At 71.0% G+C, this 18056-nt stretch carries 13 protein-coding genes; 11 read left to right on the top strand and 2 right to left on the bottom strand.

Annotated elements, in window-relative coordinates; translation table 11 throughout:
- Nucleotides 1-547: 547 nt before the first annotated feature.
- Nucleotides 548-2269, bottom strand: a complete 1722-nt coding sequence (locus ACWGI8_RS20175; RefSeq protein ID WP_453662667.1) for a dolichyl-phosphate-mannose--protein mannosyltransferase — start codon at nucleotides 2267-2269, stop codon at nucleotides 548-550.
- 54 nt (nucleotides 2270-2323) lie between these two features.
- Here ACWGI8_RS20175 and rsmI point away from each other — a divergent pair, with 54 nt between their 5' ends.
- From rsmI to ACWGI8_RS20145, 6 genes are all read left to right on the top strand, one after another.
- The gene (gene rsmI / locus ACWGI8_RS20170) at nucleotides 2324-3223 is read left to right on the top strand and encodes a 16S rRNA (cytidine(1402)-2'-O)-methyltransferase (protein WP_453662665.1); all 900 of its coding nucleotides are present in this window, start codon (nucleotides 2324-2326) and stop codon (nucleotides 3221-3223) included.
- A 159-nt stretch (nucleotides 3224-3382) separates the two neighbouring features.
- On the top strand, nucleotides 3383-3871 hold the full coding sequence (locus ACWGI8_RS20165; RefSeq protein WP_453662664.1) for a hypothetical protein: 489 nt from the start codon (nucleotides 3383-3385) through the stop codon (nucleotides 3869-3871).
- A 33-nt stretch (nucleotides 3872-3904) separates the two neighbouring features.
- Nucleotides 3905-4780, top strand: coding sequence for a TatD family hydrolase (locus ACWGI8_RS20160; RefSeq protein ID WP_453662662.1), 876 nt, complete (start codon nucleotides 3905-3907; stop codon nucleotides 4778-4780).
- Nucleotides 4781-4887: 107 nt separating this feature from the next.
- The gene (locus tag ACWGI8_RS20155; protein ID WP_453662660.1) at nucleotides 4888-6066 is read left to right on the top strand and encodes a ubiquitin-like domain-containing protein; all 1179 of its coding nucleotides are present in this window, start codon (nucleotides 4888-4890) and stop codon (nucleotides 6064-6066) included.
- On the top strand, nucleotides 6063-6932 hold the full coding sequence (rsmA, locus tag ACWGI8_RS20150) for a 16S rRNA (adenine(1518)-N(6)/adenine(1519)-N(6))-dimethyltransferase RsmA (RefSeq protein WP_453662658.1): 870 nt from the start codon (nucleotides 6063-6065) through the stop codon (nucleotides 6930-6932). The genes ACWGI8_RS20155 and rsmA overlap by 4 nt, the downstream gene beginning before the upstream one ends.
- Complete coding sequence (locus tag ACWGI8_RS20145) at nucleotides 6929-7822, top strand: 4-(cytidine 5'-diphospho)-2-C-methyl-D-erythritol kinase (protein ID WP_453662656.1); 894 nt, start codon at nucleotides 6929-6931, stop codon at nucleotides 7820-7822. The genes rsmA and ACWGI8_RS20145 overlap by 4 nt, the downstream gene beginning before the upstream one ends.
- Nucleotides 7823-8213: 391 nt before the next feature.
- On the opposite strand, the gene ACWGI8_RS20140 is transcribed toward ACWGI8_RS20145, so the two are convergent.
- Complete coding sequence (locus ACWGI8_RS20140) at nucleotides 8214-8807, bottom strand: TIGR03086 family metal-binding protein (protein WP_453662655.1); 594 nt, start codon at nucleotides 8805-8807, stop codon at nucleotides 8214-8216.
- Between the two features lie 198 nt (nucleotides 8808-9005).
- Between ACWGI8_RS20140 and ACWGI8_RS20135 the strand changes: the two genes are divergently transcribed.
- From ACWGI8_RS20135 to ACWGI8_RS20115, 5 genes are all read left to right on the top strand, one after another.
- The gene (locus ACWGI8_RS20135; protein ID WP_453662654.1) at nucleotides 9006-10355 is read left to right on the top strand and encodes an acyltransferase family protein; all 1350 of its coding nucleotides are present in this window, start codon (nucleotides 9006-9008) and stop codon (nucleotides 10353-10355) included.
- A gap of 37 nt (nucleotides 10356-10392) precedes the next feature.
- Entirely contained in the window at nucleotides 10393-12198 is a 1806-nt protein-coding gene (locus ACWGI8_RS20130) for an ABC-F family ATP-binding cassette domain-containing protein (RefSeq protein ID WP_453662652.1), read from the top strand.
- Between the two features lie 276 nt (nucleotides 12199-12474).
- Entirely contained in the window at nucleotides 12475-14292 is a 1818-nt protein-coding gene (locus tag ACWGI8_RS20125; protein WP_453662651.1) for an outer membrane protein assembly factor BamB family protein, read from the top strand.
- Between the two features lie 16 nt (nucleotides 14293-14308).
- Nucleotides 14309-15943: an outer membrane protein assembly factor BamB family protein gene (locus ACWGI8_RS20120; protein ID WP_453662649.1), complete on the top strand. Its 1635-nt coding sequence runs from the start codon at nucleotides 14309-14311 to the stop codon at nucleotides 15941-15943.
- 61 nt (nucleotides 15944-16004) lie between these two features.
- Nucleotides 16005-17834, top strand: a complete 1830-nt coding sequence (locus ACWGI8_RS20115; protein WP_453662648.1) for an outer membrane protein assembly factor BamB family protein — start codon at nucleotides 16005-16007, stop codon at nucleotides 17832-17834.
- The last annotated feature ends 222 nt before the right edge of the window (nucleotides 17835-18056 follow it).

Raw genomic sequence — 18056 nt, 5'->3', positions numbered from 1 at the left:
CATCGTTACTCCACACAAGTCACGATGATCAACGGTGGCCGTACCCGTACCCCTACCAGGCCCCACCAGCAAGATCACGATCTACAGCTGGAGTATTAGGCCCCGCCTCGCACTCGGCGTTCCCGCCCTGAAAGAGCGGGAGAAAGCCACACGTGCCCCCTACGTGCCCGATCGAGCAGCAACAGACGGGGACCAACGGGGAGCGCCGGCTAACCTCGGGAACGCCGAGGAGACCGCCGGCCTACGACCGGCAGACGACACCCGCACGGGCCGAAGTCGTCACCGTACGTGGGGAGATCCTCGGTCTCGCGCACGACTTCTCGACCGCGCATCGGTGGGACGCGGCGTGAGGTGGACTGCTGGTATTGCCGCCTGTCAGGCGGGTGCCTCATAGCGCCTTGTTCGGCCCCGGACCGCGTGCCAGGTATGGGGCGTCTTCCCTGGGCCGCCTGTGGGCCGTCAAACGGTGCCCGATGTCGCCCAACGACGACCAACGACGCCCGTGACGGCACGGTCGGCCGCCGCGCCCTCACGAGCGTTCGCCCAGCTACACCCAGGTGTCCAGCCACATCCTGCCGCGCCAGTCGTCCATCGGGATCGGCTGGCCCGTGTAGATCGGCCAGAAGTAGATGAAGTTCCAGATGATCAGCAGCACCAGCACTCCGGCCCCCACCGCGCCGAACGTCCTGCGGCGTTCGTCCGACCCCGGTGGGCCGATGATCGCGCCGATCATCATCGTGACCGCGAGGCAGAGGAACGGCACGAAGACGACCGCGTAGAAGAGGAAGATCGTGCGCTCCTGGTAGAAGAACCACGGAACCCAGCCCGCCGCCACCCCGCAGGCGATCGCGCCCGCCCGCCAGTCGCGGCGGAAGGCCCAGCGCCACAGCACGTACGCGAGCGCGAAGCACGCGGCCCACCACAGCAGCGGGGTGCCGATCGCCAGGACCTCGCGGGCGCACTTCTCCGTGGCCGTCACCGGGCAGCCGGCGGTGCCCGGGGCCGGGTCCTCGTAGAAGTACGAGACGGGACGGCCCAGGACGATCCAGCTCCACGGGTTGGACTGGTACGTGTGGCCCGAGGTGAGGTTGACGTGGAAGTCGTAGACCTCGGTCTCGTAGTGCCAGAGGCTGCGCAGCCAGTCGGGCAGCCAGGTCCAGGCCCCGCCGCGCCCCTCGTTCTGCGCCCAGTCCCGGAAGTAGCCCTTGTCGGTGACGATCCAGCCCGTCCAGGAAGCGACGTACGTGACGATCGCGACCGGCACCGTCGAGACGAACGCGGGCAGGATGTCGCGCCGCAGGACCGCCTGGTACGGGTGCACCGCACCCGCGGTGCGCCGGGCGCCCGCGTCCCACAGGACCGTCATCAGGCCGAACGCGGCCAGGATGTACAGCCCGTTCCACTTGGTCGCGAAGGCGAGGCCGAGCATGACACCGGCCGCGATCCGCCACGGCCGCAGGCCCAGGCGCAGGTTCTCCGCGATCCGGACGTCCGGCCGCAGCACGCCCTCCGCGTCCACCGGCAGCGCGGCGGCCAGCTTCGACCGTGCCCGGTCGCGGTCGATGAGGAGGCAGCCGAAGGCCGCGAGCACGAAGAACATCAGCACCTGGTCGAGCAGCGCCGTGCGGCTCATCACGAAGTGCAGACCGTCCACGGCGAGCAGCGCGCCCGCCAGACAGCCCAGGAACGTCGAACGGAACAGCCGGCGGCCGATCCGGCAGAGCATCAGCACGGACAGCGTGCCGAGCACGAACACCATGAAGCGCCAGCCGAACGGCGTGAACCCGAACAGTTGCTCGCCGAGGCCGATGACCCATTTGCCGACCGGCGGATGCACCACATAGCCGGGGTCCACCGGGATCGTGACCGCGTCCGGATTCTTCAGAATCGACTTGTCGATGTCTTTCGGCCAGGAGCCCTCGTACCCCTGGTTGATCAGAGCCCAGGCGTCCTTCGCGTAGTACGTCTCGTCGAATATCACCGCCTTGGGGCTGCCGAGATGCCAGAACCGCAGCACCCCGGCCACCAGCGCCACCAGCAGCGGTCCGCCCCAGGCCGTCAGTCTCTCCACCACCCGGGCCGCCCCCGGCGGGACGCCGAGCAGCGCCCACAGCCGGTCGGAGGGCCGGGTGTACGGCGGGACGAGCCGGTCGCGCAGTCCGATGCCGGGCCGCGGCACATGGCCGAATCTGCGCAGGCGCTGCTGCCAGGAGGGCGGCTGTTCAGCGGCGTCCTGGCCCTGCAGGGCCTGTGGGGCAGTACTGGTCACCGCGCCATCGTAGGGAACGCGTCTGTGCGTGGCGTGTCTCCCCGCCCTGCGAGGATGGCTCCTGTGACTGGATCGGTGACTGGAACGCTCGTACTCGCAGGGACGCCCATCGGCGATGTGGCGGACGCGCCGCCGCGGCTGGCGGCCGAGCTGGAGACCGCCGACGTGGTCGCCGCGGAGGACACCCGGCGGCTGCGCCGGCTCACCCAGGCGCTCGGGGTGCACACCCGAGGCCGGGTCGTGTCGTACTTCGAGGGCAACGAGTCGGCCCGGACGCCCGAGCTGGTCGAGGCGCTGGAGGGCGGCGCACGGGTACTGCTGGTGACCGACGCAGGTATGCCGTCCGTGTCCGACCCGGGCTACCGGCTGGTCGCCGCGGCGGTCGAGAAGGACATCAAGGTCACCGCCGTCCCCGGCCCCTCCGCGGTGCTGACCGCACTCGCGCTGTCGGGGCTGCCCGTGGACCGCTTCTGCTTCGAGGGCTTCCTGCCGCGCAAGGCCGGCGAGCGGCTCGGCCGGCTCCGCGAGGTCGAGGGCGAGCGCCGCACGCTCGTCTACTTCGAGGCACCGCACCGCCTCGACGACACGCTGGCCGCCATGGCCGAGGTGTTCGGCGCGGACCGCAGGGCGGCGGTCTGCCGTGAGCTGACGAAGACGTACGAGGAAGTGAAGCGCGGCGGTCTCGGCGAGCTGGCGGCCTGGGCCGCCGAGGGCGTGCGGGGCGAGATCACCGTCGTCGTGGAGGGCGCCCCGGCCCCCCGGCCCGGCGACCTGGACGCGGACGAGCTGGTGCGCCGGGTGCGGGTGCGGGAGGAGGCGGGGGAGCGGCGCAAGGAGGCGATCGCGGCGGTCGCGGCCGAGGCGGGCGTACCCAAGCGGGAGGTCTTCGACGCGGTCGTGGCAGCAAAGAAAACGGCAGGAACAGGCCCCTGTGACGGTAAAGGTCTATCGTGAAAAGCAAAGCTCAGACCGCGTGATCAGGCCTTCCGGAATGCGATGGCCAAATCCTCATCAATTAGCCGGAAGGCCTGATGCGCTCCCGCCGGAACGGGCGTCCACTGAAAGACATACCCCCGGCGTGACAGGGGGCGGCAGTGGACAGGAGGAGCTGGCATGAGTGAGATAGCGGGCACCCCGAGCGGGACACGACCGATCCCGGTCGCCGCACCCGAGACCGTGCAGGAGTCGTACGCCTTCGCGTGCATGCGGTGCGGCCGCAGCTGGGAGCAGACCTACGACATCGAGCACCACACCGACGGCCGCGGCCAGCCGTTCTTCATGTACCGCGTACAGGGGCAGCTCGTTCCCTCTCCGCTGACCCACCTCACCTGCCTCAACTGCGGTGGCCAGAAGGTCCGCATCATGCGTGGCGGACAGGTCTCCTCCCTCGCGGAGTCGCTCCGGCGCCAGCACATCACGCCCCCCAACTACGCCACCGCGGGACCCGTCCCCGCCTCGGAGACGAGGGCCTCGGAGACGGGGGCCACGGAGCCGCAGACCACGGAGCCGCAGACCACGGAGCCCCGCCCCGACGCCGGGCACGAGGCCGCGCGGCACCGGCGCCTCGGCGAGGTCCTGCGCGGCCTCCACCGCCGTAAGTGAGGCCACGGCCACGGTCCTCGTACGATCGTGGTCATGAGTTCCAAGCCCAACGACATGCCCCCGCCGCTGCCCGTTCCGCTGGGGGTGCCGGTCGCCGATTCGCACACCCACCTGGACATGCAGAGCGGCACCGTCGAGGAGGGCCTCGAGAAGGCCGCGTCGGTCGGTGTGACGACCGTCGTCCAGGTGGGCTGTGACATCAAGGGCTCCCGTTGGGCGGCTGAGACGGCTGCCGCACACGACAACGTGCACGCCGCCGTGGCGCTGCACCCGAACGAGGCGCCGCGCATCGTCCATGGGGACCCCGACGGATGGTCCCGGCAGGGGGCGAGGGAGGGCGGCGGCGACGCCGCCCTCGACGACGCGCTCGCCGAGATCGACCGGCTCGCCGGTCTCGACCAGGTCCGGGCCGTCGGCGAGACCGGGCTCGACTTCTTCCGTACCGGACCGGAAGGCATCGCCGCGCAGGAGCGTTCCTTCCGCGCCCATATCGAGATCGCCAAGCGGCGGGGCAAGGCCCTCGTCATCCACGACCGCGACGCGCACGCCGACGTCCTGCGCATCCTCGCCGAGGAAGGCGCTCCCGATCGGACCGTGTTCCACTGCTACTCCGGCGACGCGGACATGGCCCGGATCTGCGCGGACGCCGGGTACTTCATGTCGTTCGCGGGCAACGTGACCTTCAAGAACGCCCAGCCGCTGCGCGACGCCCTCGCCGTCGCCCCGCTGGAGCTCGTCCTCGTGGAGACCGACGCGCCGTTCCTGACGCCCGCGCCCTACCGCGGACGGCCCAACGCGCCGTATCTCATTCCGGTCACGGTCCGCGCGATGGCCGCGGTGCGGGGGATCGGAGAGGACGCCATGTCGGAGGCGATCGCGGCGAACACGGCTCGCGCGTTTGATTACTGAACGATAACGAACAGTCACACCCCGGAAGTGACTGCGGGTCAGGAACGCGACACTGCGTAGTCGAGTTGCTTGGGAGAGTGACATCGCTCCGCTAGGGTCCCGGCCTCGTGAGCACTTCGCAGGGCAGTCACCGTGCCGAACGCGGCGTCCGCCGCGCCGCCCGTCGCCGCAGGCCCGGCCCACCGGGCGGCACCGTGGAAGGCCTGCGCCGCATCGTCCCGCAGGCGCTCGTCGTCGCCTTCCTCGTCGGCGGCACCTCCGCCTTCGTCGCCGCCGACAAGGCCGTCCGGCTCAGCGTCGACGGCGCCCCCCGCACCCTGCACACCTTCGCCGACGACGTGAACGAGCTGCTCGGCGACGAGGGGCTGGCCGTCGGCGAGCACGACATCGTCGCCCCGGCGCCCGGCTCGGCGCTCGTGAGCGGCGACGAGATCGTCGTCCGCTACGGCCGGCCGATCACCCTCACCATCGACGGGCGCCGCCGCCAGGTGTGGACCACCGCCCGCACCGTCGACGAGGCACTGCGCCAGGTCGGGGTGCGTGCCGAGGGCGCGTTCCTGTCCGTGTCCCGCTCCATGCCGATCTCCCGCAGGGGTCTCGCCCTCCACGTACGGACCGAGCGGACGGTCACCTTCATGGCCGACGGACGCGAACGCACCATCCTTACGAACGCGGCGACCGTGCGCGAAGCGGTCGAGGAGGCCGGCATCACGCTGAGCGGCCAGGACACCACCTCCGTATCGCCCAGCAGCTTCCCGCGCGACGGCCAGACCGTCACCGTCATGCGGATCACCGGCGGCCGGCAGGTCCGCGAGGAGCCCGTCCCGTACGACACCGTGACGACCGAGGACCCGTCCCTGTACACCGGCACCGAGGTCGTCGAGCAGCGGGGACACGAGGGCACCCGCCGCGTCACCTACGCCCTGCGCACCGTCAACGGCGTCCGGCAGAAACCCAGGAAAATCACCGAGGAGCTGGTGCGCGAACCGGTGACCCAGCGGATCAAGGTCGGCACCGGACCGCTGCCCCACTCGGTCGCCGGGGCGAACGGTCTGAACTGGAACGCGCTCGCGCAGTGCGAGTCCGGCGGCCGGCCGGACGCAGTGGACCCGTCGGGTACGTACGGCGGGCTGTACCAGTTCGACAGCGGCACCTGGCACGCACTCGGCGGCCGCGGCAGACCGCAGGACGCCCCCGCCGACGAGCAGACGTACCGGGCGAAGAAGCTCTACGTGCAGCGGGGGGCGAGCCCGTGGCCGCACTGCGGCCGTAGGCTGTACCGGTGAGCACCACCGATCCCGCCGGCCCCGACGCCCTTCTCGGCCCGGCCGACATCCGTGAACTGGCCGCAGCGCTTGGCGTACGCCCCACCAAGCAGCGCGGCCAGAACTTCGTCATCGACGCCAACACGGTCCGCCGGATCGTCCGCACCGCCGAAGTGCGCCCCGACGACGTGGTGGTGGAGGTCGGACCCGGGCTCGGCTCGCTCACCCTCGCGCTGCTGGACGCCGCGGACCGCGTGACCGCCGTCGAGATCGACGACGTACTCGCCGCGGCGCTGCCCACGACGATCGCCGCCCGGATGCCCGCGAAGAAGGACCACTTCGCACTCGTCCACTCCGACGCCATGCACCTCCAGGAGCTGCCGGGCCCGGAGCCGACCGCACTCGTCGCGAACCTTCCGTACAACGTGGCCGTACCGGTCCTGCTGCACATGCTGGACCGCTTCCCGACCATCGAGCGCACGCTGGTCATGGTCCAGGCCGAGGTCGCCGACCGGCTGGCGGCCCAGCCCGGCAACAAGGTCTACGGCGTCCCGTCCGTGAAGGCCAACTGGTACGCGGAGGTCAAGCGGGCCGGCGCGATCGGCCGCAATGTGTTCTGGCCCGCGCCGAACGTCGACTCGGGGCTGGTGTCCCTGGTGCGGCGTACCGAGCCGGTGAAGACGACCGCCTCCAAGGCCGAGGTCTTCGCCGTCGTCGACGCGGCCTTCGCGCAGCGTCGCAAGACCCTGCGGGCCGCGCTGGCCGGCTGGGCGGGCTCCCCGGCGGCCGCCGAGGCGGCGCTGGTCGCGGCCGGGGTCTCCCCGCAGGCGCGGGGCGAGTCCCTGACGGTGGAGGAGTTCGCGCGCATCGCGGAGGCCAAGAAGTGAGCGTCACGGTACGAGTGCCCGCCAAGGTCAACGTCCAGCTGGCGGTGGGCGCCGCGCGGGCCGACGGCTACCACGACCTGGCCAATGTGTTCCTCGCAGTCGGGCTGTACGACGAGATCACCGTTACCCCGGCCGAGTCCCTGACGGTCAGCTGCTCGGGCCCCGACGCCGGCCAGGTCCCCCTGGACCGTACGAACCTCGCCGCGCGCGCCGCCGAGCTGCTCGCCGCCCGCCACGGCATCGACCCGGCCGTCCACATCCACATCGCGAAGGACATCCCCGTCGCGGGCGGCATGGCGGGCGGCAGCGCCGACGGCGCGGGCGCGCTGCTGGCGTGCGACGCGCTGTGGTCCACCGGGGCGTCGAAGGCGGAGCTCCTCGACATCTGCGCCGTGCTCGGCAGCGATGTGCCGTTCAGCCTGGTCGGCGGAGCGGCCCTCGGCACGGGCCGGGGCGAGCGGCTCACCGAGCTGCCGGTCGGCGGTGCGTTCCACTGGGTGTTCGCGGTCGCCGACGGCGGACTGTCCACCCCCGCCGTGTACCGGGAGTTCGACCGGCTGAACGAGGGCGTGGACGTCCCCGCCCCGGTGGCCTCCCCGCTGCTGCTGGACGCCCTGCGCACCGGCGACGCGGGCGCGCTGGCCGGGGCGCTGGTGAACGACCTGCAGCCCGCGGCGCTCTCCCTGCGCCCCTCCCTCGCGGACACGCTCACCGCGGGCACGGAGGCGGGGGCGCTGGCCGCACTCGTGTCCGGCTCGGGACCGACGACGGCGTTCCTCGCGAAGGACGCGGACGCGGCGGACCAGATCGCCGAGGCCCTGACGGCCTCGGGCACCTGCCGCACGGCACGGGTGGCACAGTCGCCGGCGGCCGGCGCGACGGTCCTGTAGGGCCTGTCGTTCGGATCTTGCCGGGCTCGCGTGCCCTGGCACGCGCTCCCCCAGAGCTTCGCCTGGGGGGACCCCCAGCGGCGTTGTCGTCAGTCGCCAAGTCCCCCGTAGCCCTTCGGGCACGGGAGGTACCCCCACCGCAGTGGCTCCTTCCTCCGCCTTGCATCTGCACGCGCCAGACCCCGCTCGCCCCGCGGCGGTAGCCGCAGATGTCGCTGCCGGCCTGATCCAAACGACAGGCCCCAGGGGGCTACGCCGCGTGGGCCGGCCGCAGGCGCCCCCCAACCGTTCCACGACGGCGTCGGGGCACGGCAGTGCGCGGGCTGCTCATACGGGCCCGGCCTGTGCGCCGCTGGAACCGGGCCGCGATCCGGCGGCCGGTCGCCGCCCCTCAGGCTTTCCAGTCGGGACGCCGCCCGAGGTACTTCAGCAGCGCCGCGGCATCGTCGTCACCCTCCTCGGCGTCGACGACCGCCGCGTACACGCCGTACGCGCGCAGCGGCTCGGTGAGCGCGACGGCGGCCGGCATCAGAGCTTTGGCGAGCTCGTTCGTCAGCGGTGATGCCTGGCCGGTGGCCACCGCGATGTCCCAGGCGTGGACCGCGGCGTCGACGGCGCAGTAGCCGACCCCCTGCCAGGCCGGCAAAGGGCCCTGCGGCAGCGGCACCGGCGCTTCCTGGACGTCCTCGCCGATCGTCGCCCAGGCGGCGGACGAGACGGCCGTCGCGGACGCCACCAGCTCGACCGCCGACTCGGCGAGTTCACCGGACGGCTCGAACGGATTGCCGGACGGACCGTCGTGCCCGGTGATGGCCTGGGCGTAGGCGCGCTGGTCGCCGGCAGCGTGCTGGATCACCTGCGTGACGTTCCACTGGTCGCAGGGCGTGGGCTTGTGCAGGTCCCCCGGTGCCAGCTGTGCCAGCTGTGCCACGGTGGCCCGGAGCGCTGCGTGTGCCTGCTCAAGTACGTGCCAGGTATCGGTCATGGCCATTCACCGTAGTGATCACCACTGGTCGTGCGAAGCCGAATTTCCAAACCGGATGGGCGCGCCTTGTCGCGCCGGATCCACCAGGTGACACGGGCCCAGGCCCGCCCTGGGCCACCCGGGCAGGGGCGCGTACTCATACGGGAGTTGAGTACGGGAGCGCTGGCGCGCCGGGGGCCGGGGCACGACCGTACCCGTATGGGATCAAGCGTTCGTGCGCTCGCCGAAGCCACCCCGGACACCCGGGACCGTTACGTCGACCTGCTCCGGGTCGCCTCACTCGGGACGGTCGTGCTCGGCCACTGGCTGATGGCGGCCGTCACCGCCGACGGCGTCGGCAATCTGCTCGCCGTCGTGCCGGAGCTCCAACTCCTCACCTGGGCCCTGCAGATCATGCCGGTGTTCTTCTTCGTCGGCGGCTTCTCGCACGCGCTCTCCTACCGCTCGCTGCGCCGCAAGCAGCCGGAGGGCTCCGAGGGACCGCTGTACGCGGCGTTCCTGCGGGCCCGGCTGCGCAGGCTGCTGCGTCCCACCATGGTCTTCGTCCTGGTCTGGGGAGCGGCCGCGCTGATCGTCCAACTGCTCGGCGGGGGCGGCGGGCTGACCGGGGTCACGCTGCGGCTGGTGACCCAGCCGCTCTGGTTCATCGGGATCTATCTGGCGATGGTGGCCTTCACCCCGCCGCTGCTGAAGCTGCACGAGCGGTACGGCTGGGGCGCGTTCGGGGCGCTCGCGGGCGGCGCAGTCGCGGTGGACGTGCTGCGGTTCGCGCTCGACGTCCCCTTCGTGGAGTTCCTGAACTTCGCGTTCGTCTGGCTGGCCGTGCACCAGCTCGGCTTCCTGCGCGCCGACGGCCGGCTGCGACTGCCGGCCGTACTCGCCGCGACCGGGCTGGCCGGAGCCGCCGCGCTGGTCGCCCTCGGCCCGTATCCGCTGTCCATGGTCGGCATGCCGGGCGAGAAGGTCTCCAACATGGCCCCGCCCACCCTCGCCCTCCTCTGCCACGGCCTGTGGCTGGTCGGCGCGGTGGAGCTGCTGCGCGGGCCCGGCGCCCGCCTGGTCGCCCGGCCCCGGGTGTGGCGGACGGTCGTCGCCGCGAACGGCATCGCCATGACCGCCTTCCTGTGGCACCTCACCGCCATGCTCGGCGTCTACGGCGCCCTCCTCGCCTTCGACATCCCGCTGCCCGAACCGGCCTCGGGCGCCTGGTGGGCGCAGACGCTGCCGCGGATCGCCGCCGCAGCCGTCCTGACCGCGGTGCTGGTCGCCGCGTTCCGCCGCTTCGAACGGCCATCGCCCGCACCCCTCACCCCCGGCCCGGGCCCGCTCGCCGCCCTCGGTATCACCCTGTGCCTGCTCGGCGTGCTCGGCCTGTCCATGGTCGGCTTCGGCGGTCTCCTGGACGGTCACTCGGCGACGCTGATCGCGTTCCCCGTCACCGCCCCGGCCGCCGTCGCGATGGCCCTGGTGGGCTGGTTCCTGGTGGAGCGCACGGGCCGAGGGGGCCGCACGGCCCTCGCGGCGGGCGGTGTCACTTCCGGCGACTAGGCTGGGAGGCCGTTCAATCCCCTCATCTGGAGCGTTGATGGCCGTCAACCTGGTCAATGTCGAGGCAGTCAGCAAGGTGTACGGCACCCGTGCCCTGCTCGACGGGGTCTCCCTCGGCGTGTCCGAGGGGGACCGCATCGGTGTCGTAGGGCGCAACGGAGACGGCAAGACGACCCTCATCCGTATGCTCGCCAAGCTGGAGGAGGCCGACACCGGCCGGGTCACCCACAGCGGCGGGCTGCGCCTCGGGGTGCTCACCCAGCACGATTCGCTCGACCCCTCCGCCACCATCCGGCACGAGGTCATCGGCGACCTCGCCGACCACGAGTGGGCGGGCAACGCCAAGATCCGCGACGTGCTCACCGGGCTGTTCGACGGTCTCGACCTCTCCGGCTTCCCGCAGGGCCTGGACACCGTCATCGCCCCGCTCTCCGGCGGTGAGCGGCGCCGCATCGCCCTCGCGAAGCTGCTCATCGGCGAGCCGGACCTGATCGTCCTCGACGAGCCCACGAACCATCTGGACGTCGAGGGCATCGCCTGGCTCGCCCGCCACCTCCGCGAGCGCCGCTCGGCCCTCGTGTGCGTCACCCACGACCGCTGGTTCCTCGACCAGGTCTGCACGCGCATGTGGGACGTCCAGCGCGGCGCGGTCTACGAGTACGAGGGCGGCTACTCCGACTACGTCTTCGCGCGCGCCGAGCGTGAGCGCATCGCCGCCACCGAGGAGGTCAAGCGGCAGAACCTGGTCCGCAAGGAGCTGGCCTGGCTGCGCCGCGGCGCCCCCGCCCGTACGTCGAAGCCGCGCTTCCGGGTCGAGGCCGCCAATGAGCTGATCAAGGACGTGCCGCCGCCGCGCGACACCTCCGAACTGATGAAGTTCGCCTCCTCCCGGCTCGGCAGGACCGTCTTCGACCTGGAGAACGTGACGGTGCAGGCGGGTGAGAAGCTGCTGGTGAAGCATCTGACCTGGCAGCTCGGCCCCGGCGACCGCATCGGCCTGGTCGGGGTCAACGGCGCGGGCAAGACCTCCCTGCTGCGCGCGATGGCCGAGGCCGCCCGCAGCGACGGCGAGAAGCAGCCTCCCGCGGGCCGGATCGTCACCGGCAAGACGGTGAAGCTGGCCTATCTCTCCCAGGAGGTCGCCGAACTCGACCCCGCCCTGCGGGTGCTGGAGGCCGTCCAGCAGGTGCGCGACCGGGTCGACCTCGGCAAGGGCCGGGAGATGACCGCGGGGCAGCTGTGCGAGCAGTTCGGCTTCTCCAAGGAGAAGCAGTGGACCCCGGTCGGCGATCTGTCCGGCGGTGAGCGGCGCCGGCTGCAACTGCTGCGGCTGCTGATGGACGAGCCGAACGTGCTGTTCCTCGACGAGCCCACCAACGACCTCGACATCGAGACCCTGACCCAGCTGGAGGACCTCCTCGACGGCTGGCCCGGCTCGATGATCGTCATCTCCCACGACCGCTTCTTCATCGAGCGGACGACCGACCGGGTGTTCGCGCTGCTCGGCGACGCGGCGCTGCGGATGCTGCCGCGCGGCATCGACGAGTACCTGGAGCGCCGGGCCAGGATGATCGAGGCCGCTGCCCCGGCACCCGCCGCGTCCGAGAAGTCCGCCACTCCGGAGAAGTCCGCGGCGGACGTCCGCGCCGCGAAGAAGGAGCTGCAGAAGATCGAGCGGCAACTGGACAAGGTCTCCGACAAGGAGACCAAGCTGCACTCGCAAATCGCCGAAAACGCCACCGACTTCGAGAAGGTGGCGAAACTCGACGCCGAGCTGCGTGAACTGGCCGCAGAGCGCGAGGAGTTGGAGATGCGCTGGCTGGAGCTCGCCGAAGACGCCTGAGGGTGTGTGCAAAGAAAGCGCGCGGAGCCGACTGCACCGTCCCGGGGCGCCCCCGGACTCCCGATAACAACGGCATCACGGGCCGGTTCTCCCTTGGGTACAGGGGCGGACCGGCCCCGTTTTTCACAACTGTCAGGTGATAGAAAGAAACCCCGCTCGACTGACGTGACGCTGCGCAATCCATGTCCGATTCGCTCCTTTCCTCAGGCAACTGCCCGATGGAATCGCGGGGGAGGCCGGTCGGGCTGTGGACCGCACAAAGGGGGAAGAGCTGAAATGACTCAGCCACCCAGCCAGCAACCGCCGCAGGGAGGCTTCGGCTCTCCGCAGGACCCTCAGCACCAGGTCCCCCAACAGCCCGCGCAGCCGCCCCAGATGCCGCCGGTTCCGCCGCAGGCCCCGGCGGCGCCGCCTTCGGGGCAGCCCGCGGGACAGCCCGGCTACGGCTATCCGCAGACCCCGCCGCCCGGCGGGCCGCAGCCCGGTTACGGCTACCCGCAGCAGGCCCCCGGCCAGCCCGGCCCGTACAACCAGCCGGGTCCGTACGGCCAGCAGCCCGGCCCGTACGGACAGCCGCAGGGCGGCTACGGCTACCCCACCCAGCCGCAGTACCCCGGCGCCCCCACGCCCCCGCAGGGCGGTGGCAGTGGCAACTTCTTCAAGGGCAAGCCCGGTGTCGTCATCGGTGCGGCCGTGGCGGCCCTCCTCGTCATCGGGACCGGCACCTGGTTCGCACTGAGCGGCGGTGACGACGAGAAGACGCCCGACGCCAAGCAGAGCGCGTCGCCGCGGCCGAGCGGTTCGGCATCCGTCGACCAGGGCGACGGCAGCGGCGGCGGCCGCAATGCCGCGGACGACCTCAACGCCGGTCGCAAGGACGGCGAGTCGAAGGTGCTGTGGCTCGCGAAGAACGACATCGACCTGCCGCGCAACGGCGCCGAGATGCAGGGCCCGTGGTTCGTCGGCGACCTCGTCGTCAAGGGCATGTACAAGGAGCTCGCGGGCTTCTCGGTCGCCGACGGCACGAAGAAGTGGACCCTGCCGCTGCCCGGCGAGCTGTGCGCCGCGCCCGTCCGCAGCACCGAGGACGGCAAGCTCGTCATCGGCTTCAAGGACGGCACCACCAGCGACGCCAAGTGCACCCAGATGCAGCTGGTCGACCTGAAGACCGGCAAGGCCGGCTGGAAGAAGGAGATCACCAAGAAGGGCGCCTTCGACCTGCTCTCCGACATCACGCTGGCGATCAGCGGCGACACGGTGACCGCCGCCCGCACCGGCAACGCCGATGCGTTCCGGATCAGCGACGGCAAGCCGCTGTTCGGCAAGCTGCCGGGCAACTGCCAGCCGGAGGCGTTCGCCGGCGGCCCCAAGCTGATCGCCGCCGAGTCCTGCCGCACCGGCGACATCGACAAGACCCAGGAACAGCTCCAGGAGCTCGACCCGGTCACCGGCAAGGCCAAGTGGACCTACAAGCTCCCGGTCAACTGGGAGGTCGACAAGGTCTATTCGGTCAGCCCCCTGGTCGTCTCGCTGAGCCAGCGCGAACAGAAGAAGTGGAGCGTCATCGCGCTCAACGCGAACGGCACGCTGCGTTCGCAGATCGACGGCGGCAAGGACCGCTTCCAGCCGCGCTGCGGCGGCGGCTTCGTCGTCTTCGGCAAAACCCTGGAGGGCTGTGTCGGCGTCGCCGCCGACGCCAACACCTTCTACATGGCGACCGAGCCCAAGGAGGGCGGCGCGGCCCGCACCAACTCCGTCGTGGCGTTCAACCTCAGCACCGGCAAGGTCAAGTGGCGCGCCGACGCGCCCGCCGACCGCACGATGATCCCGCTGCGGATGGAGGGCTCCAGCGTCCTGCTGTACATGGAGGCGTCGTACAACGCGGGCGGCGCGGTGGCGACGCTGGCGCCGACCGGCGGGAAGCCGGCCGTGATCCTGCAGAACCCCGCGTCGACCGCCCAGATCGAAAGCTCCTTCTGGTCGCCGAGCCTGGCCTACCAGGACGGCCGTTTCTTCATCGCGAGCGGCCGGGTCAGCGCGTCGAACGACAAGGAAGAGAAAGAGACCAAGACGATGATGGCCTTCGGCAAGTGACGGCTGTCTGACTCCGATGACACATCCCACTCATTCCTCGCCCCCGCCCGGACCGGACCAGGCAGGACCGTACGGCCCGCCGCAGGCAGGACCGTACGGCCGGCTGAACCCGTACGGCGGCGACCAGTTGTCCCCGGTGCCCGGCCCGGGCACGCCGCCCGGCGGCGCCCCCCGGCGTCCCCGGCGGTTCACCGGCAGGCCCGGGGCGCTGCTCGCCGCGGGCCTGGCCGCGGTGCTCGCTGTCGGCGGCGGGACCTGGTTCGCGCTGTCCGGCGGCGACGGCGGCAAGAACGGCAAGAAGCCCGTCGCCGGACCGAGTTCCGGCCCGTCACCGAAGCCGGTCACCGGTCCCGGCTCGACCGCGCCGGACGCCAAGGAGGCCGCCCGCGTCAACGCCGCACGCAAGCCCGGTGACGCGAAGATGCTGTGGCTCCGCAAGAACGACGTGGACCTGCCCCCCTCCGGCAACGATGTGCTCGGTCCCTGGGTGGTCGGGGACACCGTCGTCACCGCCGTGTACCGCACGGTCACCGCCCACTCGCTGACCGACGGAACCCTGAAGTGGAGCCTGCCGCTGGGCAGCGAGATCTGCCGGGGCACCCGGAACGCCTCCGCCGACGGCAAGATCGTCCTCGCGCTCCGGGAGAAGCCGGGCTCGCGGGACGACGAGTGCCGCCAGATGCAGCTGGTCGATCTGCGCACCGGCAAGCCCGGCTGGCGACAGAAGATCGCCAGGGGCGGCCTTCTCGACATGTTCACCGATTACTCGATGGTGATCGTGGGGAACACGGTCACCGCCGGCCGCTTCAAGCACTCCTCCGCGTACCGGATGAGCGACGGAAAGCCGCTGCCGGGCTTCGGTGACTGGAAGCAGAACTGCCTGCCGTACGCGTACGCCGCCGGCGCCAGACTGATCGCTGCCGTCAACTGCCCGCACGCCGACACGGCCAAGGAGCGGGAGGAGATCCACGAAGTCGACCCGGTGACCGGGAAGTCCCGCTGGGCGTACAAACTTCCCGTCGGCTACAAGATCGACCACGTCTTGTCCGCCGAGCCCCTCGTCGTCTCCGTCTCCAACGCCTCGCGGGGAGGCAGGCGAGCCGTCGTCGTCCTCACCGACAAGGGAACCAAGCGCTCCACGCTCATCGGCGACGGGGACGCGGGCTTCCTCGACGCCTGTGGTGAGCGGTCGGCCGACGACAACAACCTCCAGACCTGTCAGGGGGTTCTCGCGGACGGCGACACCCTCTACTTCGCGACCGAGCCCAAGGGCTGGGGCCTCGACGCGAAGGGTGAGCTCACGGGCAACAAGATCGTCGCCTTCGACCTCGCCACCGGCAAGCCGAAGTGGCGCAGCGCCGCCCCGGGCAAGCACCTCATGACGCCGGTACGGATGTCCGAGGACGGTCTGCTGGTGCGCATCTCGGAAACGAGGCAGCAGGCCGGGGCACTCGCCCTCATCCCGCCGGGCGGAGGCGCGCCCCGAGTGCTGTTGCAGCAGCCGCTGGCGAGCCGCGAGACCGAGATGAGAATGCACATGCCCACGGCGCTGTACATCGACGGCCGTTTCATTCTCGTGGCGAACGCAGTCGTGGCCCTGGACGACCGCGAGGAGAAAACGAGGGAGACCATGATGGCCTTCGGCGAGTGACCGCGTCCGACGGACGCCCCGGAACCGACAGACTTCTTCTTCTCTTCAGAGGTACGTACGCATGACGCAGCCACCGCAGCCGCCCAACCAGCCGCCGCAGCCGCCGAATCAGCCCCCGAACCAGCCGCCCCAGGCTCCGAACCAGCCCCCGCAGGCTCCTCCTCAGGGCGGCTTCGGTGCGCCCCAGGATCCTCCGCCCGGTGGCTTCGGTGCCCCGCAGGATCCTCCGCCCGGTGGTTTCGGCGCGCCCACCCCGGCCCCGCAGAACCCCGGTTACGGCTATCCGCAGACGCCGCCGCCCGGCCAGCCCGCCGGGTACGGCTATCCGCAGGCCCCCGGCCAGTCGTCGACCCAGCCGATGGGGCAGCAGCCCTACGGCTACGGCTACCCGACCCAGCCCGCGCAGCCGCAGTACCTGCCGCCCCAGCAGGGCGGCCTGGGCGGCGGCAAGAAGCTGAACACCCAGATGCAGATCATCATCGCGGCGGTCGTCGCGGTGGTCCTGATCGTCGGCGGTGGTGTCTGGTTCGCGTCGAGCGGCGGCGACGACTCCAAGAAGGACGACGCCAAGGGTTCGACCGAGGGCGCCGACGGCGGCAAGAGCAAGGCCATCGGCGGTGGCGGCAAGGAGAAAGCGCCCGCCAACACCGCGGCCAAGGTGGCCTTCCAGCTGCCGCAGCCCAAGGTCACCGACATCACCAGCGTGGTCGGTTCCTGGGTCACCGACTCGGCCTACGTCAAGACCGGCATCAACTCCGTCGTCGGCTACGACCTGGCCAAGGGCACGGTGCTGTGGACCATTCCGCTGCCCGGCCAGGTGTGCGCGGCCTCCCGGCACGCCACCGCGGACCACAAGACCGCGATCGCCTTCGAGCCCGCCAAGCGCGTCCCGCCGAAGAACTACCAGACGTGCACCGAGGTGGGTGCCATCGACCTGAAGGCCGGCAAGCTCCTGTGGACCAAGTCGGCCAAGGGGACCGGTGACGAGAAGGTCCGCTACAACGAGATCACGCTGAGCGGCAACACGGTCGCCGCCGGCGGCACCGACGGCGGCGCGGCCTTCGACCTCGGCACCGGAGCCATCCGCTGGAAGCCCGAGGCCAACGCCGAGAACTGCTACGACATGGGCTACGGCGGCGGCGAGGCGCTGGTGGCGGCCCGCAAGTGCGGCGAGTACGGCAGCCAGTACGTCGTCATCCAGCCGCTGAACCCGGCGACCGGAGCGCCCGCCTCCTCGTTCAAGATGCCGGCGGGCGTCGAGTACGCGGGCATCGTCTCCACCAAGCCGCTGGTCGTCGCCGCGGACGTCGGTGACACCGCCGGGGACGGCAGCAGCATCTCGGACTTCTTCGTCGTCGACGAGAAGACCGGCAAGCTGAAGGTCAAGATCGCCGCGGATGCCGACCGGTTCGCCGCGAGCTGCGGCTCCACCGAGGTCGAGTTCTGCCAGAGCGCGGTCGTCGGCAACGGCCGACTGTACCTGCCCACCGAGGAACACGAGGGCGGCGGCGAGTACGGCGACACCAACGAGATCGTCTCGTTCGACCTGAACACCGGCAAGCCGACCACCGACAAGGCCGACGCGGGCGACCGGTACACGATCTACCCGCTGCGCATGGACGGCGGCAACATCATCGCGTACAAGAAGCCGCCGTACGACAAGGGCGGCCAGATCATCAGCATCGACGGCGGCACCTTCAAGCAGACGGTGCTGCTGGAGAACCCTGCGGACGAGTCGATCCGGGACGCGGAGACCAGCTTCAGCCTGGACTACGCCGAGATCAAGTACACCAACGGCCGGCTGTTCATGTCCGAGACGATGCTCAGCAAGCCGAGCAGCTCCGCATCGGGCGATCCGGAGTACCTGGTGCTCAGCTTCACCACCAACTGACCGTGAAGCGATCAGGAGGTCCCCTCGTCGGCCGGCGAGGGGACCTCCTCCGTTCTGCCTACGTTGTCAACTTGCCCTGAACGACACGCATTTCGCCGATCCGAGGGATTTCTGACGCGTAGGGCAGGCGCAACGTCGAACAAGCGTGTAGCTTGCCGGGTCAGTAGGGCTGGGGGCGTCAGAGGGCTGGGGGGCCGGGGGGCCGACTCCAGACGTTTGGGG

This window comes from Streptomyces sp. NPDC054841 (assembly GCF_053611045.1).
This window is presented reverse-complemented; position numbering and strand designations above follow the sequence as displayed.

Bases quoted from the DNA above. Each gene is read 5' to 3' on its own strand.
- rsmI (WP_453662665.1), top strand. From the start codon at position 2,324: ATGGCTCCTGTGACTGGATCGGTGACTGGAACGCTCGTACTCGCAGGG.
- ACWGI8_RS20165 (WP_453662664.1), top strand. From the start codon at position 3,383: ATGAGTGAGATAGCGGGCACCCCGAGCGGGACACGACCGATCCCGGTC.
- ACWGI8_RS20160 (WP_453662662.1), top strand. From the start codon at position 3,905: ATGAGTTCCAAGCCCAACGACATGCCCCCGCCGCTGCCCGTTCCGCTG.
- ACWGI8_RS20140 (WP_453662655.1), bottom strand. From the start codon at position 8,807: ATGACCGATACCTGGCACGTACTTGAGCAGGCACACGCAGCGCTCCGG.
- ACWGI8_RS20135 (WP_453662654.1), top strand. From the start codon at position 9,006: ATGGGATCAAGCGTTCGTGCGCTCGCCGAAGCCACCCCGGACACCCGG.
- ACWGI8_RS20130 (WP_453662652.1), top strand. From the start codon at position 10,393: ATGGCCGTCAACCTGGTCAATGTCGAGGCAGTCAGCAAGGTGTACGGC.
- ACWGI8_RS20125 (WP_453662651.1), top strand. From the start codon at position 12,475: ATGACTCAGCCACCCAGCCAGCAACCGCCGCAGGGAGGCTTCGGCTCT.
- ACWGI8_RS20120 (WP_453662649.1), top strand. From the start codon at position 14,309: ATGACACATCCCACTCATTCCTCGCCCCCGCCCGGACCGGACCAGGCA.
- ACWGI8_RS20115 (WP_453662648.1), top strand. From the start codon at position 16,005: ATGACGCAGCCACCGCAGCCGCCCAACCAGCCGCCGCAGCCGCCGAAT.